This window comes from Massilia sp. Dwa41.01b (assembly GCF_014171775.1).
In the GTDB taxonomy this organism is placed as follows: domain Bacteria; phylum Pseudomonadota; class Gammaproteobacteria; order Burkholderiales; family Burkholderiaceae_D; genus Telluria.
Genome location: NZ_CP050454.1, coordinates 3135613 through 3159627 on the forward strand (window position 1 = coordinate 3135613; position 24015 = coordinate 3159627).

The 24015-nt window shown below is 66.9% G+C and carries 17 protein-coding genes and 4 pseudogenes; 5 read left to right on the forward strand and 16 right to left on the reverse strand.

Annotated features, from left to right (window positions below; genetic code table 11):
* The first annotated feature begins 8 nt into the window (after positions 1-8).
* Positions 9-755 (forward strand): pseudouridine synthase, encoded by a 747-nt coding sequence (locus tag G4G28_RS14350; RefSeq protein ID WP_182988786.1) that lies wholly within the window; start codon positions 9-11, stop codon positions 753-755.
* A 363-nt stretch (positions 756-1118) separates the two neighbouring features.
* On the opposite strand, the gene G4G28_RS14355 is transcribed toward G4G28_RS14350, so the two are convergent.
* The 8 genes from G4G28_RS14355 to G4G28_RS14390 all read right to left on the reverse strand — a co-directional run bounded on the left by G4G28_RS14355 (position 1119) and on the right by G4G28_RS14390 (position 6564).
* Positions 1119-1394, reverse strand: a complete 276-nt coding sequence (locus G4G28_RS14355) for a hypothetical protein (RefSeq protein WP_183107512.1) — start codon at positions 1392-1394, stop codon at positions 1119-1121.
* Entirely contained in the window at positions 1330-2586 is a 1257-nt protein-coding gene (locus G4G28_RS14360; protein WP_183107513.1) for an ankyrin repeat domain-containing protein, read from the reverse strand. Before G4G28_RS14360 ends, G4G28_RS14355 begins: the two co-directional genes overlap by 65 nt.
* A 26-nt stretch (positions 2587-2612) precedes the next feature.
* Entirely contained in the window at positions 2613-3221 is a 609-nt protein-coding gene (locus tag G4G28_RS14365) for a PH domain-containing protein (RefSeq protein WP_182988788.1), read from the reverse strand.
* A 93-nt stretch (positions 3222-3314) separates the two neighbouring features.
* A complete protein-coding gene (locus tag G4G28_RS14370; RefSeq protein WP_182988789.1) occupies positions 3315-4001 on the reverse strand; it encodes a hypothetical protein in 687 nt (228 codons plus the stop codon).
* Positions 3998-4516 (reverse strand): hypothetical protein, encoded by a 519-nt coding sequence (locus G4G28_RS14375; RefSeq protein WP_182988790.1) that lies wholly within the window; start codon positions 4514-4516, stop codon positions 3998-4000. The genes G4G28_RS14370 and G4G28_RS14375 overlap by 4 nt, the downstream gene beginning before the upstream one ends.
* 98 nt (positions 4517-4614) lie before the next feature.
* Positions 4615-5028: a hypothetical protein gene (locus G4G28_RS14380; RefSeq protein WP_182988791.1), complete on the reverse strand. Its 414-nt coding sequence runs from the start codon at positions 5026-5028 to the stop codon at positions 4615-4617.
* A gap of 104 nt (positions 5029-5132) precedes the next feature.
* On the reverse strand, positions 5133-6068 hold the full coding sequence (locus tag G4G28_RS14385) for an FAD-dependent oxidoreductase (RefSeq protein WP_308600648.1): 936 nt from the start codon (positions 6066-6068) through the stop codon (positions 5133-5135).
* 262 nt (positions 6069-6330) lie between these two features.
* The gene (locus G4G28_RS14390; RefSeq protein WP_229507640.1) at positions 6331-6564 is read right to left on the reverse strand and encodes an FAD-dependent oxidoreductase; all 234 of its coding nucleotides are present in this window, start codon (positions 6562-6564) and stop codon (positions 6331-6333) included.
* Positions 6565-6792: 228 nt separating this feature from the next.
* On the opposite strand from G4G28_RS14390, the gene G4G28_RS14395 reads away from it, so the two are divergent.
* Complete coding sequence (locus G4G28_RS14395; RefSeq protein ID WP_182988794.1) at positions 6793-8292, forward strand: peptide MFS transporter; 1500 nt, start codon at positions 6793-6795, stop codon at positions 8290-8292.
* Positions 8293-8351: 59 nt separating this feature from the next.
* Complete coding sequence (locus G4G28_RS14400) at positions 8352-8897, forward strand: GNAT family N-acetyltransferase (RefSeq protein ID WP_182988795.1); 546 nt, start codon at positions 8352-8354, stop codon at positions 8895-8897.
* Here G4G28_RS14400 and G4G28_RS14405 read toward each other — a convergent pair.
* From G4G28_RS14405 to G4G28_RS14415, 3 genes are read right to left on the reverse strand one after another with little or no spacing between them, the layout of a single operon-like run.
* On the reverse strand, positions 8845-10167 hold the full coding sequence (locus G4G28_RS14405) for an ATP-binding protein (protein ID WP_229425077.1): 1323 nt from the start codon (positions 10165-10167) through the stop codon (positions 8845-8847). The two genes, G4G28_RS14400 and G4G28_RS14405, sit on opposite strands and share 53 nt — an antisense overlap.
* A 42-nt stretch (positions 10168-10209) precedes the next feature.
* Positions 10210-11679 carry an ATPase domain-containing protein gene (locus G4G28_RS14410; protein ID WP_182988797.1) on the reverse strand — a complete coding sequence of 490 codons (1470 nt, stop codon included), beginning with the start codon at positions 11677-11679 and terminating at the stop codon, positions 10210-10212.
* A complete protein-coding gene (locus G4G28_RS14415) occupies positions 11680-12063 on the reverse strand; it encodes a hypothetical protein (protein ID WP_182988798.1) in 384 nt (127 codons plus the stop codon).
* 672 nt (positions 12064-12735) lie between these two features.
* Here G4G28_RS14415 and G4G28_RS14420 point away from each other — a divergent pair.
* On the forward strand, positions 12736-14130 hold the full coding sequence (locus G4G28_RS14420) for a DUF885 family protein (protein WP_229507641.1): 1395 nt from the start codon (positions 12736-12738) through the stop codon (positions 14128-14130).
* Between the two features lie 114 nt (positions 14131-14244).
* Positions 14245-15270, forward strand: a pseudogene (locus G4G28_RS14425) (chemotaxis protein CheB).
* 55 nt (positions 15271-15325) lie between these two features.
* Here G4G28_RS14425 and def read toward each other — a convergent pair.
* The 5 genes and pseudogenes from def to smc all read right to left on the reverse strand — a co-directional run bounded on the left by def (position 15326) and on the right by smc (position 23878).
* A pseudogene (def, locus tag G4G28_RS14430) lies at positions 15326-15863 on the reverse strand (peptide deformylase).
* Positions 15850-16761: a UTP--glucose-1-phosphate uridylyltransferase GalU gene (gene galU / locus G4G28_RS14435; protein ID WP_183107515.1), complete on the reverse strand. Its 912-nt coding sequence runs from the start codon at positions 16759-16761 to the stop codon at positions 15850-15852. Before galU ends, def begins: the two are co-directional and overlap by 14 nt.
* A 20-nt stretch (positions 16762-16781) precedes the next feature.
* Positions 16782-19155: pseudogene (gene ligA / locus G4G28_RS14440) on the reverse strand (NAD-dependent DNA ligase LigA).
* A gap of 7 nt (positions 19156-19162) precedes the next feature.
* Positions 19163-20359, reverse strand: a complete 1197-nt coding sequence (locus G4G28_RS14445; RefSeq protein ID WP_183107516.1) for a cell division protein ZipA C-terminal FtsZ-binding domain-containing protein — start codon at positions 20357-20359, stop codon at positions 19163-19165.
* Positions 20356-23878 (reverse strand): annotated as a pseudogene (smc, locus tag G4G28_RS14450) (chromosome segregation protein SMC). Before smc ends, G4G28_RS14445 begins: the two are co-directional and overlap by 4 nt.
* Positions 23879-24015: the final 137 nt, after the last annotated feature.

The window sequence follows — 24015 nt, forward strand, 5'->3', positions numbered from 1 at the left end:
TAAGATCCATGACCGAACCGCTCCGCCTCTCCAAACGAATGTCCGAACTGGACCTGTGCTCGCGCCGCGAAGCCGATGAATGGATCGCGCGCGGCTGGGTGCGGGTCGACGGCAAGGTGGTCTCGGAACTGGGCAGCAAGGTGCTGCCCAGCCAGCGCATCACCGTCGAACGCCAGGCCGCGGCCGAGCAGTCCAAGCGCGTCACCATCCTGATCAACAAGCCGATGGGCTATGTGTCGGGCCAGGCCGAGGACGGCTACACACCGGCGGTCGCCCTGATCAAGCCGGAGAACCGCTGGGCGGAGGACCCGGCGCCGGAACAGTTCCACCCGACCCAATTGCGCTCGCTGGTGCCGGCCGGGCGCCTCGACATCGATTCCGTGGGTTTGCTGGTACTGACCCAGGACGGGCGCATCGCCAAGCAGCTGATCGGCGAAAACACCGCGATCGACAAGGAATACCTGGTGCGCGTGGAATACACGAAACCGGGCAAGCTGCCCGAGTCGGACCTGAAAAAGCTGAACCACGGCCTGTGGATGGACGGCAAACCGCTGCTGCCGGCGAAGGTGCGCTGGCAGAACGAAGACCAGCTCAGCTTTACCCTGCGCGAAGGCAAGAAGCGCCAGATCCGCCGCATGTGCGACATGGTGGGCCTGAAGGTAGTGGGCCTGAAACGCGTGCGCATCGGCCGCGTCAAGCTGGGCGATTTGCCGGTGGGGCAATGGCGCTACCTGTCGCCGGACGAGACGTTCTGACGCGCCGCCGCAAGGCTGGGGTCAGGTCTGACATTCGGACACGAGCTCGACCGCCGCAAGGCTGGGGTCACGCCGCAAGGCTGGGGTCAGGTCTGACATTCGGACACGAGCTCGACCGTAAGGCTGGGGTCAGGTCTGACATTCGGACACGAGCTCGACCGTTGGCCGGCAGTGATTCCGCCAGACCCACGCTGAACGCGCATGCAGAGGATTTTCGATAGCAAAGGCAGAGCTCGTGTCTGAATGTCAGACCTGACCCCACCGTACTTGTGAATGTCAGACCTGACCCCACCGTACTGTGACCCCACCGTACTCTGTGACCCCACCGTACGCTGCTCTTGCGACCCCGCTGCTCTTGCCGCCTTACCTTCGCCCGGCGCGGCAAGATGCCTGCAACTGCGGGTCGGCGCCCAGTTCGCGCAGGAGCGCCATCATGGTGTCCAGCCCCCACTCCTGCGCCACCCCATAGGCGGTGCGGCAGTCGGGCGCGACGCGATTGACCTGGGCGCCAGCCGCAACCAGCTTGCGCACCACCTTCTCCAGGCGGGCTTCGCGCTCGCGCACCGCGGCGCTTTTAACTGGCCCGCGCACGCCGTCGACGAACCCGTGCGCCTGCATCAGCTGCATCAGGACGCTCATGCCCTCGCTTGACCCGCTCCCCGTCCGGCTTTGCGCCGGCTTCGAGCAGCAGGTCCATCATCGCCAGGTCCAGCGCCAACGCCGCATGCGTCAGCGGCAACCGGTCGCGCGCGGCGTTGACGTCGGCACCGTGGCGCAGCAGTGTACGCACCATGTCGCGGTCGCCACGGTCGGCGGCGATGCCCAGTGCCGTCCTGCCTCTGCTTCCGGTAGCGTCCGGCCCGGTCGAGGGCGGATCGGCGCTGGCGCCATGCGCGAGCAGGAAGTCGACCATGCCGGCGTCCCCCATCTCGGCCGCCGTCGTGAGCGCGGTGCCGCCCATTGCATCGATGCGCGCACCGTGCTCGAGCAGCAGGGCCACCACGTCGCGCCGCTTGGCGCGCACCGCGCTGTCGACCGGCGCAAAGGCCGCGTAGCCCGGCTCGACGATACGCGGGTCGCGCGCAAGCATCGTGCGCAGCTTGCCGAGATCGCCCGTGCGCACCGCCTCGGCGAATTCGGCGCCACGGCGCTCCACGATCGCCTCGGCCTGGCGCTGGGCAATCTGGTCCGGCCTCAAGAGCAGCCTGGCCAACGCATTGCTCAGGCGGTCAGCATCGGGGTGACGCAGCTCCTCGGCGGTGCGTTCGGTGTCGTTCGATTCAAGGGCCAGGAGGGGCCGCTGCAGCGTGCGGCCGTCCACGTACACGCTCAGGAAACCGAAGTAGTTCAGCAGGATCGGCCTGCCGCCCTCGTTACCGATGACCTTCTTGTCGGAGGGCGTAAACCGCACCGGCTTGAAGGCCATGACCTCGCGGATGAACGCATCCAGGCGTGTCGGATCCAGACCCTTGCACGGGCGCTTTTCCTGCTTGTACAGCGTGCAGACCCCAGCCCTGGATGCGGTCTTGACATACCAGTGCGCCACCGGGTCGCCCGCGTGACCGTCCGGTCGTTCGATCAGCAGCGAAGCCTCGATCGGCTCGCCGCTGTAACTGGCCAGCCGCTCGTGGATCGGCCGCTGCGGGAAACGCCCGGGCCAGAAATGCATGAACTCGTTGTGCGCGATCGGATGATCGCGCAGGGCGCCCTCGTAGGACAGGTCCCATTTCAGGTCGGCGCCGGCATGCACGCAGCCGGCCCAGAGGGCGCCTGCCAGCAGGCAGGCTCCGGCCAGCGCATGCCGGCCCCAGCGCAAAGCGTTCGTTGTCATGCTTCCCTTCGGGACGGGCCTGCCGTTCAGTTGTGGATGTACTTGGTGAACACGTCGCTGAAGTCGCGCTTGGTATGCGTGTCGAGCATGGCCGTGTTCAGGGCCGCCAGCAGTTCGCCGTACTGGCTGACGAGGCTGCCGGCACCGGGCGCGATATTAAGCTTGTGGACCGAGGCGGTGGCATCGAGCGTGCGCAGCGCGTTGTCGCGGCACACGGCATCGCGGTGCTGCTGCTTGCCGATCGTGATCAGGGCCTTGTAGATGTCCTTCAGCTGTTCGATGAAGGTTTTCTTGACGTCGATCGAGAAGCGCGTGGCGTCGAGGTTGAATTTCAGTTCGATATCCATGTCGAGCGTACCGGCGGTCTCGATGCTGACATTCGTAATCTGGTGCGAGGCATAGTCGTAGCGCTTGATCGAGCGCTTCGAGGACACGGCCGAATCGCCATCCACGTGGATCAGCGCCAGGTTGGTGAAGCAGTACTCGTCCTTCTTGCTCTTGATGAGAAAGAAGATCTGCTCGCCGTCTTCGCTGAACAGGTAATCGTCGGCGTCGACCTTGTTGAAGTCGGCAGGCCCGACAATGACGCCGATATCGCTGATGCCCAGTGCTTCCGCTGCCAGTCTCTTGAACATGTTGTTCCTCGTGTGAAAGAAGTCGCTACCTTAGCATTATTTCATCATGGAAAGAACCCTCGGGGTAGCCCGCCGACAGCCAATCCGGGCATCTCATTGCCCGCGCTCTGTTGCCGGTTCGGGCTTGCGCGCCCTCGATGCCTCGTCCAGCTGGAACAGCCTGTTCAAGGCGTCGAGCATGCGCCCGGCGTGCGGATGCCGCTTGTCCCTGGCGACCATTCCCGTCATGCCTGTCTCGAGCGTGGCAACCGGGCGCTGCAGCGTGCGTCCATCGATGCTCACGCTCAGCAATTGGTAGTAGTTCATCAGGATCGGTGTACCCGTCGCCTTGTCCACACCGACGGCATGTTCGCCGTCGGGAACGGGATCGAGCGGCGCGAAATGCATCACTTCCCGGATGAACGCCTCGGTGCGTGCGGGGTCGAGCGGCTGGCAGTCATCCTCCCGGTCGTTCGTCACCACGCACACGCGGGCCGCGCTGCGGGTCCTGATATACCAGGTCGCCATCGGATGCTTGCTCTCCGGCGCCTCGAGCAGCAGGGATGCCTCGATCGGCTCGCCACTGTAGCTGGCCAGCCTTTCCTGGATGGCCCGCTTCGGATAACGCGTGAGCAGGTAGCGCAGCATCTCGTTGTCGCGCAGCCGATGGCGGCGCAGGGCTTCCTTGTACGTCAGGTCCCATTTCAGGTTGGCAGCGGCCTGGGCCCGCGGTATCGACAGGCAGCCCGCCAGGACGAGGCAGCCAGCCAGCAGCAGCCCGCAGCGGTTTGCGGGCGTCACGGACCGCCCTCCTTCGATGCCTTCAATGCCTTCGTGCCAGCGGCAGGCTGTCCGACCGCGGCTTCCACGACGGGATAGAACTTCCCGACGCTGTGTTCGAGTCCATCCTCGTAGATGCGCTGCACCTTGACGATGGGATTGATGACGACACCCTTGGGCAGGGCGACGAAGGGGCCGGTCCCGAGCTTCTCGACGTCCCCCGGCGCGGGATAGGTCCACTTGCCGTCCAGGTTGCGGATGAAGACTTCGCCCGCGTAACACCCCATGACGCGCACCAGGGCTTCCACCTTCTCAAGCGGAAATTTCCGCGTATGGAAGTCGTTCATCATGCCGTCGACGTAGCCGAGGCTGCGCGGCGAGAAATCCAGGGTCACGCCGTGCGTGCGCCTGGCGAACTCCAGCGCCGAATCCGTGCATTCGGCCAGCCTGGCCTGCGGCACCAGAGGCGCCTGGCAAAAGCCGTGCGCCGATACCAGCGACAGCGATGCCGCGAACAATAGCGTGGATGGTTTCATGGACAAGTGCGAGCCCGTTCAGGTAAACAAGCGCAGCGAACCCCGGCCGCTTGCGGCACCGGGTCTCGCACGAAAACGCCGAGGCCTGGGCGCTCTGCTTATTTACGCTTCGGGCCAGGCGGCATGCCTGCGGACGCACCGGCCGAACCAGCGAGGTCCGGTTTGACCGCGGCCGGCAGGCCGACCTGCTTGCGGCAGGTATTGCGCATCGCCAGCTCCTCGGCATTGCTCTGCTCCAGCGTGCCCGGCGGCGCCTTGCCCGGATTGGCCTGCCTGTAGGCCATGGCCTTCATCGCGCGCGCGGCGAACTTGGGCGCGAAGCAGTCGCAGTATGCCCCGAGTTTCGGATTGTCCTTCAGGTCCCATTCGCCGAAGGGCTTGGGGGTGTCGGCCGATTGCCTGCACATCTGGGCATACGAGTCGTTCATGGTCGCAGCCGATTGGGCATGGACCGATGGCAAGGAGGCGACGAGCAGCGCGGCGATGCCGGCGCGGGTGAAGTGGCGGATCATGGGGACTCGCGAAAAATTGAACAGCGCGAATATAGCACGCAACTATTGTGCTGCCGACAATATTTTTGAGGGCCGATGCGGCGCCGCTTCCTCTGCGACCTGGCTCACGGGCAGCCTCGCGGCCGGCCCGCGGCCACACGGCGGACGACGCCTGCCAGCCCATCGTAGAGGCGCGCTTCGATCGCCAATGTTTCGGGACGCCCCAGGTCCGCCAGCACGACCTCAGCCGCGAGGAAACCCGACTTCACCGCCCCTTCCATCGTGCAGGGCATGCGCGTCTGCGTCCAGTCGCCAGCCAGCACCAGGCCAGGCAAGGGCGTGCGCTGGGCCGGTCGGCGCTCCTCGAAACCGACCAGGGGACAGGGAATCGCCATCGGCACCCGGTGCACGCGCGCGTGCAGCAACTTCGCCGACGCCGCGTCCGGTGCGAACTCGGCCAGTTCGCGTACGGTGGCGGCAACGATGGCGTCGTCGTCCATATGCGCGGCGCGGTGGCTGTAGATGATGTTACTGGCGATGACCGACGGCCGTCCCGCCCAGCCATGGCGGATCTGGCCCAGCTCGTAGAAATCGTAGTTCAGGCGCTCGGGCGACCACAGGTGCGAGGTAAAACGCTCGGCCTTGATGTCGCGGTCGAACCAGAGATAGCAGCAGATGTAGGGACTGGGCTCGAACCAGTCGAGTGCCGGCAGCGCCGCGGCGCGCTGCCGGTCGCGGTCAAGGAGCGGCGCCAGCGCCATTGGCGGCAAGGCGCTGACGACGACATCGGCGCGGAGGCGGGCGCCGTCGGCCAGCAGCACGCCGTCGACGCGCCCCTCCCCGACAGTGCGCGTACCGGCGTGTCCAGCAGCACGCGCCCGCCACGCGCCTCGATGTAGCTGCGCGCCTGCCCGGTATACAGTTCCCCCAGCCCGACGGCGGCAAAGCCGAAGTGCAGGCCGGCGTAGCCGCTCAGCTGGGCATGGATGCGCAGCAGCGAAGCGCTCGAACAGCGCTCGAGCGGCACGTTCGTCACCACCATGGCGGCGAATCGCCACCACCAGTCGATCATGCGCTCGCTCACGCCCTGGCTGCGGAAGAAATCGAGGGCACTGATGCGGTCGAGCCCGGCCACCTGCTCTTCGCCGAAGCGCATGCCGCGCCAGCCGGTCTTGAGCATCGACAGGTAGTCGGGAGCCTTCAAACCGGGCGCGCGCAGCATGCTCGGCATCAAAGTGAAGGGCGCGGGCAGCGGCGCATGGCGCAAGGCCAGCGGTGCCGGGCTGGTCGCCAGCGTCAGTACGTGGCCAGGCTGCCAGGTGATCAGGTGGCTGCTGCCCAGCTGCCGGAGGAAGCCGAGCATGTTGTGGTATTCGGGTGGAAGATGTGCGGGCCGATGTCGACCGTATCGCCAGTATGCCCGTCGCGCCAGCTCGATGCCCTGCCGCCCAGGCGCTCGCCTGCTTCCAGCACCGTCACCTCGACCCCGCGCCCGGCCAGCGCCACCGCGCAGGACAGGCCCGCCAGGCCGCCACCCACCACCACTGCTGTCGTCATCGATCGTCCCTGCCCGGTTTGCCAGCCCACAGTCTCCAGGGAGGCGGGCGGAGCCATCGGTACGGCCACGCACACAGGCGCCAGGCAGCGCTTGCGCAAGCCACTTCCTGAACAGGCCGGCTGCACCTCTGTCATGATTGCATCTTCTGTTGTCGTCGCGTAGCATGCAGTCGCGAAGCGACGGCCACGAGCTCGCCGCGAGACAAGTTCATCCAACAAGGAGACAAATTGAAAACGGAAATCCTGCCGTACAGCCAGACCCGCTCGTTCGTGACGGTGTGGCTGATCGAGTTATGGGAGCGCTTCGGCTATTACGGCATGCAGGCGCTGATCGTGTACTTCATGGTGCAGCGCATGGGCTTCGACGACAGCCGCGCCAACCTGGTCTGGGGCGCCGCCGCGGCCCTGATCTACGTCGCCCCGGCCATTGGCGGCTGGATCGGCGACAAGGTGCTCGGCACCCGTCGCTGCATGTTCCTCGGCGCGATCATCCTCTCGCTCGGCTACGCCCTGATGGCGATCCCGACGACCAATACCTGGTTCCTGTTCTCGGCCCTGGGCGTGATCGTGGTCGGCAACGGCCTGTTCAAGCCGAACACCGCCAACCTGATCCGCAAGATCTACGAAGGCGACGACTCGAAGATCGACAGCGCCTTCACCATGTACTACATGGCCGTGAACGTGGGCTCGACCGTCTCGATGCTGGCCACGCCGGCGATCAAGGACTACTTCAACGCCACCCATGGCAACGAAATCGGCTGGCACGTCGCCTACGCCTTCTGCAGCGTCGGCCTGGTCGTCGGCATCCTGACCGGCCTGATGATGCGCGCCACCATCCGCCACGTCGGCTCGCTGCCGGACGAACGGCCGCTCGACATGACGAAGCTGGCCATGGTGCTGGCCGGTGGCGTCGTGGCCGTCGGCCTGTCGGCCGTGATCCTGCAATACCAGAGCCTGGCGCGCGTCTTCGTGTATCTGGCCGGCCTCGTCGTGCTCGGCATTTTCGTGCACCTGATCCGCAAAAGCGAAGCGAGCGAACGTGCCGGCCTCGTCGCCGCCCTGGTGCTGACGCTGCAGACCGTGTTCTTCTTCATCTTCTACCAGCAGATGTCGACCTCGCTGTCGCTGTTCGCGCTGCGTAACGTCGACCTGGAATTCACCCTGTTCGGCGCCCACCTGTGGACCTGGTCGCCGGCGCAGTTCCAGGCACTGAACGCGATCTGGATCATGGTGCTCAGCCCCGTCCTTGCATGGATGTACTCGCGTGCCGGCCGTACCGGCTCGGACCTGTCGATCGCCGGCAAGTTCGTGCTCGGCTTCGCCGTCGTGGCCGCCGGCTTCTTCACCTACGGCGTCGCGGGCCAGTTCGCCGTGAATGGCCTGACCTCCTCCTGGATCATGATTGCCGGCTACGGCCTGTACTCGCTGGGCGAACTGCTGGTGTCGGGCCTGGGCCTGGCGATGGTGGCGCGCTATGTGCCGGCACGCATGGGCGGCTTCATGATGGGCGCCTATTTCGTCGCCACCGGTATCTCGCAATACCTGGGCGGCGTGGTCGCCAACCTGGCCGCGGTCCCCGAGGGCATGTCCGACCCGCTGCAGACGCTGCCGATCTACACCAGCCTGTTCAACAAGCTGGGTATCGCCGCCGTGATCTGCACGCTGATCGCCCTGTCCGTGCTGCCGATGATGCGCCGCCTGACCGCGACCCACAACGCGCACCAGTAATCGTCGCGGGAATCCAGCCCAGGGGCTGCTTCGGCGGCCCTTTTTCATGAAAGGACAGCATGACCATCCTCGCTACCGAACGCCTGCGCCTGGAGCCGCTGGACGACCGCCACTTCGACGGCCTGCATGCGATGAACCGCCTGCCTGACGTCATGCGTTACATCAGCGGGGAACCGGAGACGCCCGAACAGACACGCGCGAGCATCGCCGTCGTCAAGGAACGCTGGACGCGCCATGGCTTTTCCTGGTGGGCCTTCATCGAACGCGAGACGGACCGGCTGGTGGGCGCCGGCTGCATCCAGTACCTCGGGCGCGATCCCGCCAATCCGCTGGAGATCGGCTGGCGCCTGGTGCCGGACAAATGGGGGCAAGGCCTGGCCACGGAGGCGGCCAGCGCCATGATGGCCTGGGCCTTCGACACGCTGGGCGCGCCGCTGCTGGTGGCGATCTGCCACCCGGAGAATGCCGATTCGGCCAGGGTGATGGGACGCCTGGGCATGCGCTACCGCGGGCTGGAGAACTGGTACGGCAAGCCGCACGCGGTGTACGAGATCAGCAGCGCTCGGCCACCAGCGCCAGCAGCGCGTCCGGATCGACCGGCTTGACGAGGTAATGGTCGAAACCGGCCCCCAGTGCGCGGGCGCGGTCTTCGGCCTGGCCGTAGCCGGACAGCCCGATTGCGACCGGGCGCGTGCCGCCGGGCGCGGCGCGCAGGCGCGACACCACTTCAAGGCCATCCATGCCCGGCAAGCCGATGTCGCAGACGACGACATCGAACTGGCCCGCCAGCAACATGTCCAGCCCCCTGGCACCGTCGTGTGCCATGCTGGTTTCATGTCCTTCCATGTCAAGGAAGGCCTTGAGCGTTTCGCAGGCGTCGATGTTGTCTTCGATGAGCAGCACCTGGCACTGTTTCGTCGCCACCGCGCCGGTATCCTGCGGCGGTGGTTCGGCCGCGGGCATGTCGTCCAGGGGCAGGCGCACGCGAAAAACGCTGCCCCGGCCGATCCCTTCGCTGTGCGCTTCCACCGTGCCGCCATGCATGGACACCAGGTTGCGTACCACGTTCAGGCCGACGCCCAGGCCGCCTTCCGAGCGGGCCAGCGAGCGCGGCCCCTGGGTGAACAGATCGAAGATGTGCGGCAGCACTTCGGGTGCGATGCCGGTCCCGTTGTCGCTGATGGTGGCCACGGTCTGGCCATCCTGGACCTCCACAGCGAGTTCGATGTTGCCGGCGTCGCCGGTGTACTTCGAGGCATTGCTGAGGAGATTCGTGAACACCTGGGTCAGGCGCACACGGTCGCCGCGCGTACCGACCGAGGGGGGCGGCAAATGGAGGTGCAGTTCCTGGCGCCGTTCGCGGATGCGCGGTATGACGGTCTCGACCGCGTGGTCGATGATTTCCGCCAGCGACAGCGGCTCGAGGTTGAGGGTGATCTTGCCGCTGCTGATGCGCGCGGCGTCGAGCAGGTCGTCGAGCAGGCGTGACATGTGGTCTACCTGGCGCCGGATCACGCGCGAAAAATTCAGGACCTGGGGCGAGGCGTCGGCCGAGCGTTCCAGCAGCATCGACGACATGCTGATCGGTACCAGCGGGTTGCGCAATTCGTGCGCGAGCATGGCGAGGAATTCGTTCTGGCGGCGGTTGGCAGCTTCGGCCTCTTCGCGCAGGCCCTGGTCGCTGATCGCCGCCAGCACCAGGTGTTCATTGGCCTCGCGCAGGCGGGCGGCCGTTTCTTCCAGCGTTTCCTTTTCACGCGCAACCTGGCGCAGGCGCTCGACTTCGGCTTCGAGGCTGGCGATATGGCGCTGTAGCGTTGCGGTATAGGGGTCCTGGCGCAGGCCTGGCAGCTCCGACTCCAGGGATCGCTGCATCGAACCGCTTTCGTCTTCGTGAAACATTCCCGCCCTTTTCCCTTATTGGTTGGTCACGCGCAAGGCGCTGCCGCCCGTGAGCACACCTTCGATCTCGGTCGGCAATTCCTCGACCTCGAAACCCTGTTCGGTGATGCGAAACTCGCGCAGGTCGTTGCTGTGTGCACAGCCACGCACCTTGACCACCGAGATGAACTTGCGCAGGCGCCCGCCAACCTCGGCATAGCGCATGCTGAGCACCGCATCGACCAGGTAGGAAATATTCGCCTGGCTGAAATGGAGCCCGGTGAAGTCGTCGTCGAGTCCGGTCGTCACGATCGTTGTCACTCCGTGCTTGGCCACCGTCGCCAGCAGGCGGAACACCGCCTGGCGCTGGTCGGCCTGGAACTCGGGCGCCATGTACAGGCCGAACTCGGACAACGAATCGATCACCAGGCGCTTCGCGCCGGTACGCTGCAGGGTATCCTGCAATTCGTCGATCAGCTCGTCGACCGTCAGGTCGAGCATGCGGCTTTCCACCACCGATACGTGGCCATTTTGCACCAGGGCGGCCAGTTCCGCATTTCGCAAGCGTGCGGTGCCCTTCTCGAAATACATCGCCACGCCCTTTTCGCCCTGGCGCGCGCCCTCCTGCAGGAAGCGCGTGGCGAGGATGGTCTTGCCGGCGCCGGTCGGACCGACCGCCAGCATGGTATGCCCTTGCGGCAAGCCGCCGTGCAGGAGGGCGTCGATGCCGGGGACCCCGACCGAGACGCGGCGGGGTTCCTGGTCGACCGGGTGGCCGGGCAGGCGGTCGCTGGCCAGCTCCGGCAGCACGCGCGGATAGACGCGCAGGCCGTCGCGGGTGATGCGGAAGTTGTGCGACCCGGCCAGGTGGGCACGGCCGCGCATCTTGACGACGCGGATCTTGCGCACCACCGTATTTTGCTGGTGCGCCTGGTTCAGCGCCAGCATGCCGTCGGCCACCGTCATGATCGGATTCGCCTCCGGGTCGGTGTGCGCGTACTCGCCGATCAGGAAAGTGGTGGCCTGCCAGCTGGTCATGCGCGTACCGAGCTCCTGCACGAAATACTGCAAGTCGGCAACCCCTTCGTTGCCGCCCTTGGCGGTCTGGACCACCGAGCGGAAGGAATCGACGAAGACCAGCGAAGGCTGGAAATCCTCGACCTCGGCCATGATGCGCTCGAGCACGCCGCCGAAGTCGCCGGTGCGCAGGTTTTCGCTCAGGTTCACATAGCGGATGGCCGGGCCGACCTTGCTGACGTCGAAAAAGCTGAACTGCTGCTGGTAGCGCAGCATCTTCAGGGGCGGCTCGCCGAGCACCGTGAAGAACAGCGCGCGCCGCTCGGGCGTGGCGAGGGCGAACATGATCTGGTGCGCCAGCGTCGTCTTGCCGCTGCCGGGAGGCCCAGCGAGCAGGTTGAAGGAAAACTCGGGCAATCCTCCGCCCAGGAGTACATCGAGTCCCGGCAGGCCTGTGCTCAAGAGTCCCAAGGCTACTTTGTCGGTCATTTACTTCTGCTCCTGTCCATGCTTCCGCCCGTCCGCGCTCACCAAGGCGATGTGCAACAGCTGTTTTGTTAACGCTTCACCGATCAAGGTACCCAGCAGCGTGGTAAAGGTGCCGAGCAAGGCGTCGTTGGCACGTGCGGCTTCCTCGGGTCCCGTCTCGTTCAGGACGTTGGTCAGGGACGCGAACAGATCGGCCAGAGGACGCGCCGAGGAGCATCTGGCAAGCGCTTGCACGCTCGGGCCGGCAGTGCGCAGCGCGCGTCCGAACAGCGCGCAAAAGCCGCTCTCGCCGATCATCGGCGTCAGCTGGTCGGCCAGGCGCAGCCAGGGCCTGACCATCGCGCTCGCCCAGGCAGCGTTCCCGGCACCGTCTTCTCTGTTCATCTTGTCGGCTTCCTCTAGCGACCGGGGCCGTCCGCCTTCTGTATGGTCCATGCGCGCTGATCAGCTGTCGTTTGTTATATGCACGCCTGCCGACTGGCGGGCTGGTTCGCTATTATAGATGCGATGTAAATGTTTTTTACAATCGCAGTGACATTTAACGAAAACCTTACCGAATCCGGCTTGCCGGGGGCGCACGCCTGTGGCATCGGGCCGGTCCCTGCGCCATAATGCGACGAGGCAGTTGCCTCAACGACATATAGCGGGGACACAATGAAACACACCTTCGGCGCCGGCTGCGGCGCGGCACTTATCCTGCTCGCCTGCGGCGCCAGCCCGGCCGCGGCGGCGGCGACGCCGGCAGGGGCGGCAGCCCATGCAAGGACCGCGACAACAGCAGATGCCCGCTTCCAGGCCATCCACGCCGCCGAATGGGCCTGGCGCGTCAAGGAAGGCCTGGCGCGCGGAGGACGATACGCGCGGCCGCGTCAGCCCGGAGCTACCGCGCGTCGATGCGCGCAGCCAGCAGCGCCGTTTGTCCCACTGGCAAGGTGTGCTGACACAACTCGATGCGCTCGGCCAGGGCGCATTGTCGGCCGCCGAGCGCGTGAACTACCAGGTCTACCGTGCCCAGATCGCGCTTTTGTGGAAGCGCTGCGTTTTCGCGAGTACGAAATGCCGGTCAATGCCGACAGCGCCTTCTGGACCGACGTGACCTACGGTGCGCGCCAGGCGTTTGCCCGGCCCGACGACTACCGCGACTACCTGGCCCAGCTGGCCGACATGCCGCGCTATTTCGGCGAGCAGGTCGAGAACATGCGCGCCGGCCTGGCGCGCGGCTTCACGCCGCCGCGCGTGACCCTCAAGGGACGCGACAGCGCCCTGGCCTCGGTGGCCGGCGCCCGCCCCGAGGACACCGTGTTCTACACGCCTTTCAGGGACATGCCGGCCGCGATTCCGGCAAGCGAGCAGGCGGCGCTGCGCGCCCAGGCCGTCGCCGCCATCCGCGAACGGGTGCAGCCGGCCTATGCCAGTACCCTCGCCTTCGTGCGCGACGAATACATCCCGCAGGCACGCACCTCGCTGGCGGCCGGGAGCCTGCCCGGCGGCCAGGCCTACTATGCCTCGAAGATCGTCGAATTCACCACCACGGCGATGAGCGCCGACGAGATCCACCGCATCGGCCTGGCCGAGATGGCGAAGATCCGCGCCGAGATGGCCGACATCATCAAGCAGACCGGCTTCCAGGGCGACCTGCCCGCCTTCCTGCAATTGCTGCGCACCGACCCGCGCTTTTATGCGAAGACGCCGGAGGAACTCCTGATGCGCGCCGCCTGGGTGGCCAAGAAGTTCGACGCCAGGGCCGGCCAGTATTTCGGCTACCTGCCGCGCCAGCGCTTCGCGATCCGCCCGGTGCCGGACGACCAGGCGCCCTACTACACGGCCGGGCGCGGCGGCCCCGGCGTCTACCCGGTCAACACACGGAACCTGCCGGCGCGCGCGCTCTACAGCCTGCCGGCCCTGACCCTGCACGAGTCGGCGCCCGGCCACGCCTTCCAGGTGCCGATCGCGCTCGAGCAGAAAGGCGTGCCGCCGTTTCGCCGCGCCTACATTTCGGCCTATGGCGAAGGCTGGGCGCTCTACACCGAGCGCCTCGGCGTCGAGATGGGCATCTACGAGACGCCCTACGAAGTCTTCGGGATGCTGAGCTACCAGGCCTGGCGCGCGGCGCGCCTGGTGGTCGATACCGGCATCCACAGCAAGGGCTGGACGCGCGAACAGGCATTGGCCTACCTGCGCGAGAACACCGCGCTGTCGACCCACGAAGTCGAAACCGAGGTCGACCGCTACATCTCGTGGCCGGGCCAGGCGCTGTCCTACTACCTGGGGCAGATGGCCATCATGGAAGCGCGCGCCAGGGCGGAAAAGGCGCTGGGCGACAAGTTCGACATCCGCGCCTTCCACGACACCGTGCTGCAGCTCGGCTCGGTACCGCTGCCGGTGCTCTCCGCGCGCATCGACCGCTTCATCGCCGAGGGCGGGAAAAGCCCCTATCCGCCGCAAGCGTGAAGGGGGCTTCGCGGCGGCGAGCGGGCGCCGGGATAGCGGCGCCGGCGTCGAACCGCGCGCCGCCGCCGCCGGGGATGCGCTAGTTTCCACTATCGGCATCATCGACTCCTTCCCATGCAAAAAATCGTTGTCATCGGCGGCTCCGCCGGCAGTATCGAAGCCCTGAAACACATCCTTGGCGCCTTGCCGCGCGACTTTCCGGCAGCCATCCTGATCGTCGTCCACATCGGCGCCGGGGACAGCCTCCTGCCAAGCCTGCTCGAACGGCGTTCCGCGCTGCCCGTGCAGCATGCCGTCCAGGGCGCCCCATCCTGCCCGGACACGTGCTGGTCGCGCCCTCGGACTTGCACCTGACGGTCGCCAGGGGACGGCGAACGTGCCTATGCGCGGCTTTCGCGCGGGGCCAAGGAAAACCATTCGCGCCCCGCCATCGATCCGCTGTTCCGCTCGGCCGCCTCGGTGTTCGGTAGCGATGCGATCGGGGTCGTGCTGTCCGGTTTTCTCGACGACGGCACCGTCGGACTGCAGGCGATCAAGGCGCGCGGCGGCATTGCGGTGGTCCAGGATCCGCTCGATGCCGAGGCGCCCGACATGCCCGCCAGCGCGCTGGCGCATACCGAAGCCGATTTCGTGGGCCGGGTGGACGAGATCGCGCCGACCCTGGTGGCGCTCATGCAGCGGACGCCGCCCTTGCCCGAGGCCGCCAACGAGGCCGAACCAGGCGACTGGATCGCAGTCGAAAATCACATGTTCGACGGGAGTAGCAACATGGAGGATCTGGACCGGATCGGGGCGCGGGCGCAGCTGACCTGTCCCGAATGCGGCGGTGCCATCTGGGAATTGCGCGGCGACGGCCCCTTGCGCTACCGCTGCCATACCGGGCACGCGTTCACCGCCAAGGTGCTCGAAACGCTGCAGAGCGGCGAAACCGAGGAAGCGCTATGGGCCGCCGTGCGTGCGCTGCACGAGCAGGAACAGCTGTACCGGCAAATGCACGGCAAGCCGCCGGCGCACCACCGCAGGGGCGCGCTCGCCGACAAGGCCGGGGACGAATACCTGATGAAGGCCGAACAGGCACGGGAACATGCGCAGCTGCTGGCCGAGCTGATCAAGTCGCGCGTGCTCGTGGCGGCCAAATGAGGCCGGCTGCATGCGAGCGAGGCAGGACGGCCCGGGGCGGGCCCGCCGGCGGCGCTCAGTCGTCCGCGTTCGGGTCCATCCCCGGAAACATCACCTCGGTAAAGCCGAAGCGTGAAAAATCCTTGATCCGCATCGGGTACAGGATCCCCAGCAGATGGTCGACCTCGTGCTGGACCACGCGCGCATGGAAGCCCTCGGCCTCGACCCGGATCGGGCGGCCGAACTGGTCGACGCCCTCGTAGCGCAGGCGGGTATGGCGCGGCACGCTGCCGCGCAGGCCGGGCACCGACAGGCAGCCTTCGAAGCCCTCTTCCATCTCGTTCGACAGGGGCGTGAGGACGGGATTGAGCAGCACCGTTTCCGGCACCTGGGGCGCGTCGGGGTAGCGCGCATTGTGCTGGAAGCCGAAGATCACCAGCTGCAGGTTGACGCCGATCTGCGGCGCCGCCGCCGCCCGCGCCATTGGCCGCGTGCATGGTGTCGAACATGTCGGCCACCAGCGCGTCCAGTTCGGGCGTACCGAATTCGCGCACGGGCTCGGCCACGCGCAAGAGGCGCGGGTCGCCCATCTTCAGGATCTCACGTACCGCCATGGCCGTTCTCCCGTGTCATGTCAGCTGCCAGCTCCTTCAGGAAGGCGCGGAAGCCCTCGCCCGTCTCCGGGTGCTTGAGCCCCATCGCGGCGGTGGCCTGCAGGTAGCCGAGCTTGGAGCCGCAATCGTAGCGCTGGCCGTCGTAGCGGTAGGCCAGCACGCGCTCGACCTGCATCAGCGCGGCGATGCCGTCCGTGAGCTGGATTTCGCCGCCGGCGCCCAGTCCCAGGTTTTCCGGGTGCTTGAAGATCGCGCCGCTGAGCACATAGCGGCCTACCACCGCCGGGGTCGACGGCGCTTCCTCGGGCTGGGGCTTTTCGACGATGCCGGAGACCAGTTCGAGCCGCGGCTTGTGCGGCGTGGCGCTGACGATGCCGTACTGGCGCGTATGCGCGCGCGGCACGTCCTGCACGGCCAGCAGGCTGCATTTCTCGTCGCCATAGGCCTCGGTCATCTGGGCCAGCACCGGCCGGGTGGCGCCGCTCGTGTCCATGAAGTCGTCGGCCAGCAGCACGGCGAAGGGCTCGTCGCCCACTACCGGACGCGCGCACAGCACGGCGTGGCCCAGGCCCAGCGGGGCCGACTGGCGGATGTAGATGCAGGTGACGTTCTTCGGGATCACCTGGCGCACGAGGTCGAGCAAGGCCTGCTTGTTGTGTGCTTCCAGTTCCGCCTCGAGCTCGTAGGCCTTGTCGAAATGGTCCTCGATGGCGCGCTTGTTGCGGCCGGTGATGAAGATCATCTCCGTGATGCCGGCCGCCACCGCTTCCTCGACCGCGTACTGGATCAGCGGCTTGTCGACGATGGGCAGCATCTCCTTCGGCTGCGCCTTGGTGGCGGGAAGGAAGCGGCTGCCGAGGCCCGCGACGGGAAAGACTGCCTTGCGTATCCTGGTCATCGATATCTCCTGTTGCGGTTTCAAGAGCTGCTGCCAGCCTGGGCCAGCAGCGCCAGCAGGCCTTCCTCGTCGAGAATGGCCACGCCCAGGCTTTCCGCCTTGGCGAGCTTGCTGCCCGCCTCGCTGCCTGCGACGACGTACGAAGTCTTCTTCGACACCGAGCCGCTGACCTTGCCGCCGGCGCCTTCGATCAAGGCCGCGGCCTGGTCGCGCGACAGCGACGGCAGCGTCCCGGTCAGCACGAAGGTCTGGCCGGCCAGCGGGCCGTCGCTACCGGCCTCAATCGGCAGGGCGTCGAGCTGGGCCAGCAGTTCGCTGCGCAGGGTCGAGAGCGCTCGACTTCCTCGCGGCGGCCGGGTTGCGCCATCCACGCGTCGAGCGAGGCGACGACTGTCTCGGGCAGGCCGAACACGCCGAACACCTTCAGGTGGGCCAGGTCCGCCAGCGTGCGGCCGTCGAGCAGCTGGCGCGCGCGCGGCTCGGTCAGTTTCGGAATGCCGAGCGCGGTGAGCAGGCCCACTTCGTCGAGCCGCTCGCGCAGCGCCGCCCGGGCGGATGCTCGCCCCGGGCGATACCCCGGCGGCCAGCAGGGCGTCGAGCGCGGCCTGGTTTTTCGGTTCCGCGAAGAAGTCGGCAATCGCTTCAGCCACGGTGCCGCCGATGTCGGGCAACACGCGCAACAGGGCCGCCGGTGCACGGCGCACCAGTGCCAGGCTGCCGAGCCAGTCGGCCAGGGTTTTCGCCGTGGATTCGCCCACATGGCGGATGCCGAGCGCGAACAGCAGGCGCTCGAGCGGCGGCTGGCGGCTGGCGGCAATCGCACCCAGCAGGTTGTCGGCCCATTTGGTGGCGACCTTGCCCTTGGCCGCTGCCGGTGCCGCTTCAGCCGTTCCGCCTTCGCTCGCTTCGCGTTCGTCGGCCATGCGCTTCATCTTCAGCAGATCGTCCAGCGTGAGCTTGTAGAGGTCCGCCACGCCGTGGATCAGGTCGCACTCGACCAGGCTGTCGATGTAGCGGTCACCGAGGCCTTCGATGTCCATCATGCGGCGGCCGGCGAAGTGACGGATCGCTTCCTTGCGCTGGGCCGCGCAGGACAGGCCGCCGGAGCAGCGTGCGATGGCCTCGCCCTCTTCGCGCACCACGTGCGAGCCGCAGACGGGGGCAGGTGGCCGGCAGTGTGTACACGGCCGGCGCCGGCTCGGGGCGGCGCTCCAGCACGACCGACAGCACCTCGGGAATGACGTCGCCGGCGCGCCGGACCACGACCGTATCGCCCACACGCACGTCTTTCCGGCGTACTTCGTCCTCGTTGTGCAAGGTGGCATTGGTGACGGTGACGCCGCCCACCGATACCGGCACCAGGCGCGCCACCGGCGTGATGGCGCCGGTGCGTCCGACCTGGACGTCGATGGCGGAGACCAGCGTCAGCGCTTCCTCGGCCGGGAACTTGTGCGCCAGCGCGAAGCGCGGCGCGCGCGAGACAAAGCCCAGCAGGCGCTGGTCGGCCAGGCGGTTGACCTTGTAGACGACGCCGTCGATCTCGTAGGGCAGCGAGGGGCGCTTTTCGCCGATGCCCCGGTAGTAGGCCAGCAGGCCCTCGCGGCCCGTCACCACGGCCCGCTCTTTCGACACCGGCAGGCCGAGCCGGTCGAACCAGTCGAGCACCTCCGAATGCGATTCCGGCATGGGAACGCCTTCCAGCTGGCCGATGCCATAGGCGAAGAAGCGGAGTTTACGCTGGGACGTGATGCGCGCATCGAGCTGGCGCAGGCTGCCGGCGGCGGCGTTGCGCGGGTTCGCGAATTCCTTCTGGCCGGCGTCGCGCTGGCGCGCGTTGAGGCGCTCGAAGTCTTCCTTGAACATCAGCACTTCGCCGCGCACTTCCAGCACCTCGGGGATGTCGCTGCCGTGCAGGCGCAGGGGAATGACGCGCACGGTGCGGATGTTCGCCGTGACGTCCTCGCCCGTGTAGCCGTCGCCGCGGGTGGCCGCCTGCACGAACACGCCCTTTTCGTAGCGCAGGCTCATGGCCAGGCCGTCGAATTTCAGTTCGGCCGCGTAATCGACCTTGGCCGCGTCGAGGCCTTCGCGCACGCGGCGGTCGAAGTTGTCGACATCCTCATCCTCGAAGCCGTTGTTCAGCGAGAGCATCGGCACCGCGTGCGTCACCTGGCTGAACTCGGGAATCGGCGCGCCGCCCACGCGCGAAGTCGGCGTGTCGTTCGACACCGCTTCCGGATGGGCCGCTTCCAGCGCCTGCAGTTCGCGGAACAGCTTGTCGTACTCGGCGTCGGGGATGGTCGGCGCGTCGAGCACGTGGTAGTTGTAGATGTGGCGGTTCAGTTCCTCGACCAGCCACGCCATGCGTGCGATATAGTCCGGCTGCTCGCTCATCGAGGCCTCAGCTGAACAGGCGCAGCGCGCGTGGGGAACCTGCCGGGATGTCGGCCGTCTCCATCTCCGCGTAAAAGTCCTTCACCTGGCCGGCGATCTCGTCCAGCGCGGCATCCATCAGCGGCTGCTCGTAGTCGTCGACGATCGTCGCGTCCAGGCGCAGCATCAGGTCCCTGGCGCACTTGAGCATCGCGCCGAAACCGTCGCGGCTCGGGGCCACGCAAGGCACATCCAGCAGCAGCGTCAGGCGGTCGGTGCTGTCCGCACCGAGGGTGACGTTGGTCGAGAGCGTGAACAGCACGCCGCCCGCCTCGTCGAGCATGGCGAAGCGCCCGTCCGGGCGCACGTCGAAGCCGGCATTTTCCAGCGCGCCGATCAGGGTCGACATCGGCCAGGGCGCAGCGTTCGAGCGCAGGTTCACGCCCAGCTGGGCATCGTGGTTTGCGACGAACTTGTGCAGGGTGCGCGCGTCGCTCATCACCTCGATCATGTCCGGCACTTCCGGCTCGGCGCCGATTTCGTCGGCCACGGCGCGCAGGCGCGTGACCAGTTCCGAGTATTCCAGTTCGTTCAGGGCCGTGGTGCGGGTGGCCATCTGCACGCCCGCCTGCAGCTTGGTGTAGACACCGCCATGCACGATCGGCGCCCAGTCGCCGCCGACCGCCAGGCCAATGTAGTGGATCGGCTTGTTGCCGACGCGGCGCAGTTTCAGGAGCGCCGGCAGCATGCGCTCGCCGCGGCCGGGCGCTTCCAGCGCCAGCGGGATGATGCAGTCGATCAGCGGGTCGACCAGGTTCTCGGCCGCGTCAAGCGGTACCGCGGGGGCAGCCGGTGCGCTGCTGCCGGCCAGCGGGGCCAGCGGATCGGCGCTGCCGAATCCCGTGCCTGAGGTGGCACCCGAGGTGGCGCCCGAGGCCGCACCCGAGGCGGCACCCGATGGCGCCGTGACGGCACCCGACGCTTCCGGCGCATCCGGCGCGGTACCGAAGCTCGGCTCGGCCGCCTCCAGGCCCGGCATGCCGACGTCGAGCACGGGCTCGCTGCGGTCGGCGCCGCTGCTGCGCATCAGGACGTCGTCGTGGTCTGAGGCGAAGGCGCGCTCGACGCTCTTGCGTGCCTTGTGCTCCTGCCATTTGTTATAGGTGATGACGCCGACGACGAATACGCCGCCGGCCGCGATCAGGCTCATTTGGAAGTCTGTCATGCTGCTTGTGCCTCTTGTGCGAAAGACGCGGCGGACTCCATGTCCACCGCCACGATGCGCGATACGCCCTGCTCCTGCATCGTCACACCGATCAGTTGGTTGGCCATTTCCATCGCAATCTTATTGTGCGAAATGAAAAGGAATTGGGTATGTTCGGACATGCGCTTGACCATGCGGCAGAAGCGCTCGGTATTGGCGTCGTCCAGCGGCGCGTCGACCTCGTCGAGCAGGCAGAAAGGCGCCGGGTTCAGGCGGAACATCGAGAACACCAGGGCGGTCGCCGTCAAGGCCTTCTCGCCGCCCGAGAGCAGATGGATGGTCGCGTTCTTCTTGCCGGGCGGCTGGGCCATCACCTGCACGCCGGAGTCGAGGATCTCGTCGCCCGTCATCACCAGCTTCGCGTTGCCGCCGCCGAAAAGGATAGGGAACAGCTCGGAGAAATGCGTGTTGACGCGGTCGAAGGTATCCTGCAGCAGGTCGCGCGTTTCCTTGTCGATGCGGCGGATGGCGTCTTCCAGCGTGGCGATGGCTTCGTTCAGGTCCGCGTTCTGGGCGTCGAGGAAACGTTTGCGCTCGCTGGCCGTGGCCAGTTCCTCCACCGCCGCCAGGTTCACCGCGCCCAGCGCGGAAATGGCATTGGTCAGGCGCGTGACCTCGCCCTGCAGGTATTGCGGCTTCATCTCGGGGTCGAGCTTCTGCGCGAGCTGGGCTTCGTCGGCGCCGGTGGCGGCGAGCGCCTCGGCGAACTGCTCCTGGTTCAGGCGCGCGGCCTGCTCCTTCAACTGCATTTCGGTGATGCGGTCGCGCTGGGGCTGCAGTGCCCGTTCGGTGCCCATGCGGCCTTCCTCGGCATGGCGCAGCTGCTGCGCGACCTGGTCGAGTTCATGGCGGGCGTCCGCCAGGGCTTTCTCCTGGCTTGTCCTGCGCTCCAGCAGTTCCTGCAAGCCCTCGTGGGCCGTGCCGCTTTCCAGTGCCGCCAGTTCCGCCTGGCCGCCAGCCAGGCTCTCGGCCACCTGGGCCGCCTGCGTGGTGGCGGTCGCGATCGAGCGGCGCAGCTCCTCGATCTTCGCGCGCCCGGTCTTTTCCGCGAACAGCGCTTCCTGGGCGCCGCGTTCGAGTTCGCGCAGCTTGTCACGCGCCTCTGCGAGCGCGCTTTCGCGCTGCAGGAACAGGGTCTGGCCGTCTTCGAAGCTGGACTGGACCTCGGCCAGCTCCATGTCGAGTTCCTCGAACTGCTGCTCCGCCTCGTGCTGGACCATGCGCTGCTCTTCTTCCTGGGCCGCGATCTCGGCCAGGTCGACATCGATCTGGCTGCTCCTCTGGTTGAAGCGCGACTCGACCTCGTTCTGGCGCACCACCTCGATCTGCAGCGCGTGCGTTTCGCGCTGCAGCGTGGCGATGCGCGCACGCGCATCCTGCAGGCGGCGCGTCAGTTCCGTCACCGCCGCGTCGGCGCGGGTGGCGCGCGAACGTGCTTCGTCGAGCAACAGGGCCTGGGCACGCAGCTGTTTGCCGATGTTCTCGATGTCGTGCTGGCGCGCGAGCATGCCGTCCTGCTCGGCGTCGGCCGCGTAGAAGCGCACGCTGGAGCTGGTGATCACATGGCCCTGGCGCGTGACGAAGCAGCCGCCCTGCGGCAGGCGCGCGCGCTCGGCAAAGGCTTCGGTGGCGCTGTCGGCGGCGAACACCAGTGCAGCCAGTCGTTCAGTACGCCGCGCAGGCCCGGGTCGTTCAGCTTCATCAGGCTGGCGAAGGTCTTCAGGCCGGGCACCTGCGCCGCTTCCGGCGCTGCGGGCGCCGGCGCATACAGGGCCAGGCGGCTCGGGGGCGTCGCCGACAAAGGCTTTCGCCCAGTCGATGTTGGACAGCTCCAGCGCGCCGGCGCGTTCGCGCAGCACGGACTCCAGCGCCGTCTCCCAGCCCTCTTCCACGTGCAGCTTTTGCCACAGGCGCGGCAGCGCGTCGAGTTCATGCTTTTTCAGCCAGGGCGTGACCTTGCCCCTGGGTTTGCACGCGTTCCTGTAGTTGCTTCAGGGCCGACAGGCGTGCTTCCAGCTGGGCGTTGGTGGCGGCCTCGCGCTGCGCCAGCGCCCCGGCTTCGCGTCGCTCCGTTTCCGCCGCGTCCTGCAGCGCGGACGCTTCTTCCTGCAGCAGGGTCTGTTCTTCCAGCGCCGCCTGCTTTTCCTCGAGCTGCATGCGCAGGTTGGCCAGGTGGGCACTGTCGGGCGGCGCCAGCGATTTCTTCTCCGCCTGCAAGCGCTCGCGCCGCGTCGCCAGGCCGTTCAGGATATTGCCGGCATTGCGGCCATGGGCGGCGGCCAGCTCGATGCGCTGGCGGACCTCGCCGATGCGGGCGCGCGACTCATCGGCGCGGCGCTGGGCTTCGCGCCAGGCGGCATCGAGTTCCGGCAGGCGTTCCTGCTGGGCTTCGACGGCGATCTGGGCGCCCTCGGCGCGCGCCGCCAGTTCCTCGACGCGGAACGTCGCTTCCTCGATCTGCTCCTCGAATTCGGCTGCCTGCGCCAGCCAGCCATCGCGCTGCGCCGCCAGCGTGCCGAGCTGGTTTTGCAGGCGCGTGCGCGACTCGATCACGAACTTGATCTGCGCTTCCAGGCTGCCGATCTCGGAATTGGTCTGGTACAGCGCGCCCTGCGCCGTGTGCAGGCGGTCGCCCACGGCGAAGTGGTGCTGGCGCAGGTGTTCCAGTTCCAGTTCGACGTTGCGCAGTTTCGCGGTCTGTTCTTCCAGGTTGTTTTGGGCTTCTTCCATCTCGCGGAAGTAGCGCGTTTGCTCGGCCTGGGCTTCGTTCCTGCGCAGCAGCCAGAGCAGCTTCTGCTTTTCTTCCTGGTCGCTTTGCAGCTGGTGGAAGCGGTTCGCGACCGCCGCCTGGGCTTCCAGCTTGTCGAGGTTGGCGTTCAGTTCGCGCAGGATGTCTTCCACGCGCAGCAGGTTTTCGCGCGTGTCGGACAGCCGGTTTTCGGTCTCGCGGCGCCGTTCCTTGTACTTCGAGACGCCAGCCGCTTCCTCGAGGAACACGCGCAGTTCTTCCGGGCGCGACTCGATGATGCGCGAGATCATGCCCTGGCCGATGATGGCATAGGCGCGCGGACCCAGGCCCGTGCCCAGGAAAATGTCCTGGATGTCGCGCCGGCGCACCGGCTGGCTGTTGATGTAGTAGGTGGAAGTGCCGTCGCGCGTGAGGGTGCGCTTGACGGCGATTTCGGCGTACTGGCCCCACTGGCCGGCGGCCTTGCCGAGGCTGTTGTCGAAAGTGAGTTCGACCGAGGCGCGGCCCGAGGGCTTGCGGTGGGTGGAGCCGTTGAAGATCACGTCCTGCATCGACTCGCCGCGCAGCTCGGACGCTTTCGATTCGCCCAGCACCCAGCGCACGGCATCGATGATGTTCGACTTGCCGCATCCGTTCGGGCCGACCACGCCGACCAGTTGTCCAGGCACCTGGAAATTGGTTGGATCGACGAAGGACTTAAATCCCGACAATTTAATGGAGGATAGTCGCACCTTGCTTCGGCTACTCGGGAATCGTTAAAGGACGCATCATACCATCTGTTGCTTGCTTTTCGGCCAAGCTTGCGGGGCGAACGCGAGCGAGCCCCGCGGTGGCGGTGGCAGGCCCCAGAGGATTGACGATTGGAAAT

Excerpts from the sequence above, each read along its gene's own strand:
- G4G28_RS14375 (WP_182988790.1), bottom strand. The coding sequence starts at position 4,516 with ATGAAACCATCCACGCTATTGTTCGCGGCATCGCTGTCGCTGGTATCG.
- G4G28_RS14410 (WP_182988797.1), bottom strand. The coding sequence starts at position 11,679 with ATGACCGACAAAGTAGCCTTGGGACTCTTGAGCACAGGCCTGCCGGGA.
- G4G28_RS14400 (WP_182988795.1), top strand. The coding sequence starts at position 8,352 with ATGACCATCCTCGCTACCGAACGCCTGCGCCTGGAGCCGCTGGACGAC.
- G4G28_RS14380 (WP_182988791.1), bottom strand. The coding sequence starts at position 5,028 with ATGATCCGCCACTTCACCCGCGCCGGCATCGCCGCGCTGCTCGTCGCC.
- G4G28_RS14405 (WP_229425077.1), bottom strand. The coding sequence starts at position 10,167 with ATGCAGCGATCCCTGGAGTCGGAGCTGCCAGGCCTGCGCCAGGACCCC.
- G4G28_RS14355 (WP_183107512.1), bottom strand. The coding sequence starts at position 1,394 with ATGAGCGTCCTGATGCAGCTGATGCAGGCGCACGGGTTCGTCGACGGC.
- G4G28_RS14350 (WP_182988786.1), top strand. The coding sequence starts at position 9 with ATGACCGAACCGCTCCGCCTCTCCAAACGAATGTCCGAACTGGACCTG.
- G4G28_RS14445 (WP_183107516.1), bottom strand. The coding sequence starts at position 20,359 with ATGACAGACTTCCAAATGAGCCTGATCGCGGCCGGCGGCGTATTCGTC.
- G4G28_RS14365 (WP_182988788.1), bottom strand. The coding sequence starts at position 3,221 with ATGTTCAAGAGACTGGCAGCGGAAGCACTGGGCATCAGCGATATCGGC.
- G4G28_RS14415 (WP_182988798.1), bottom strand. The coding sequence starts at position 12,063 with ATGAACAGAGAAGACGGTGCCGGGAACGCTGCCTGGGCGAGCGCGATG.
- G4G28_RS14420 (WP_229507641.1), top strand. The coding sequence starts at position 12,736 with ATGCCGGTCAATGCCGACAGCGCCTTCTGGACCGACGTGACCTACGGT.
- galU (WP_183107515.1), bottom strand. The coding sequence starts at position 16,761 with ATGACCAGGATACGCAAGGCAGTCTTTCCCGTCGCGGGCCTCGGCAGC.
- G4G28_RS14390 (WP_229507640.1), bottom strand. The coding sequence starts at position 6,564 with ATGACGACAGCAGTGGTGGTGGGTGGCGGCCTGGCGGGCCTGTCCTGC.
- G4G28_RS14360 (WP_183107513.1), bottom strand. The coding sequence starts at position 2,586 with ATGACAACGAACGCTTTGCGCTGGGGCCGGCATGCGCTGGCCGGAGCC.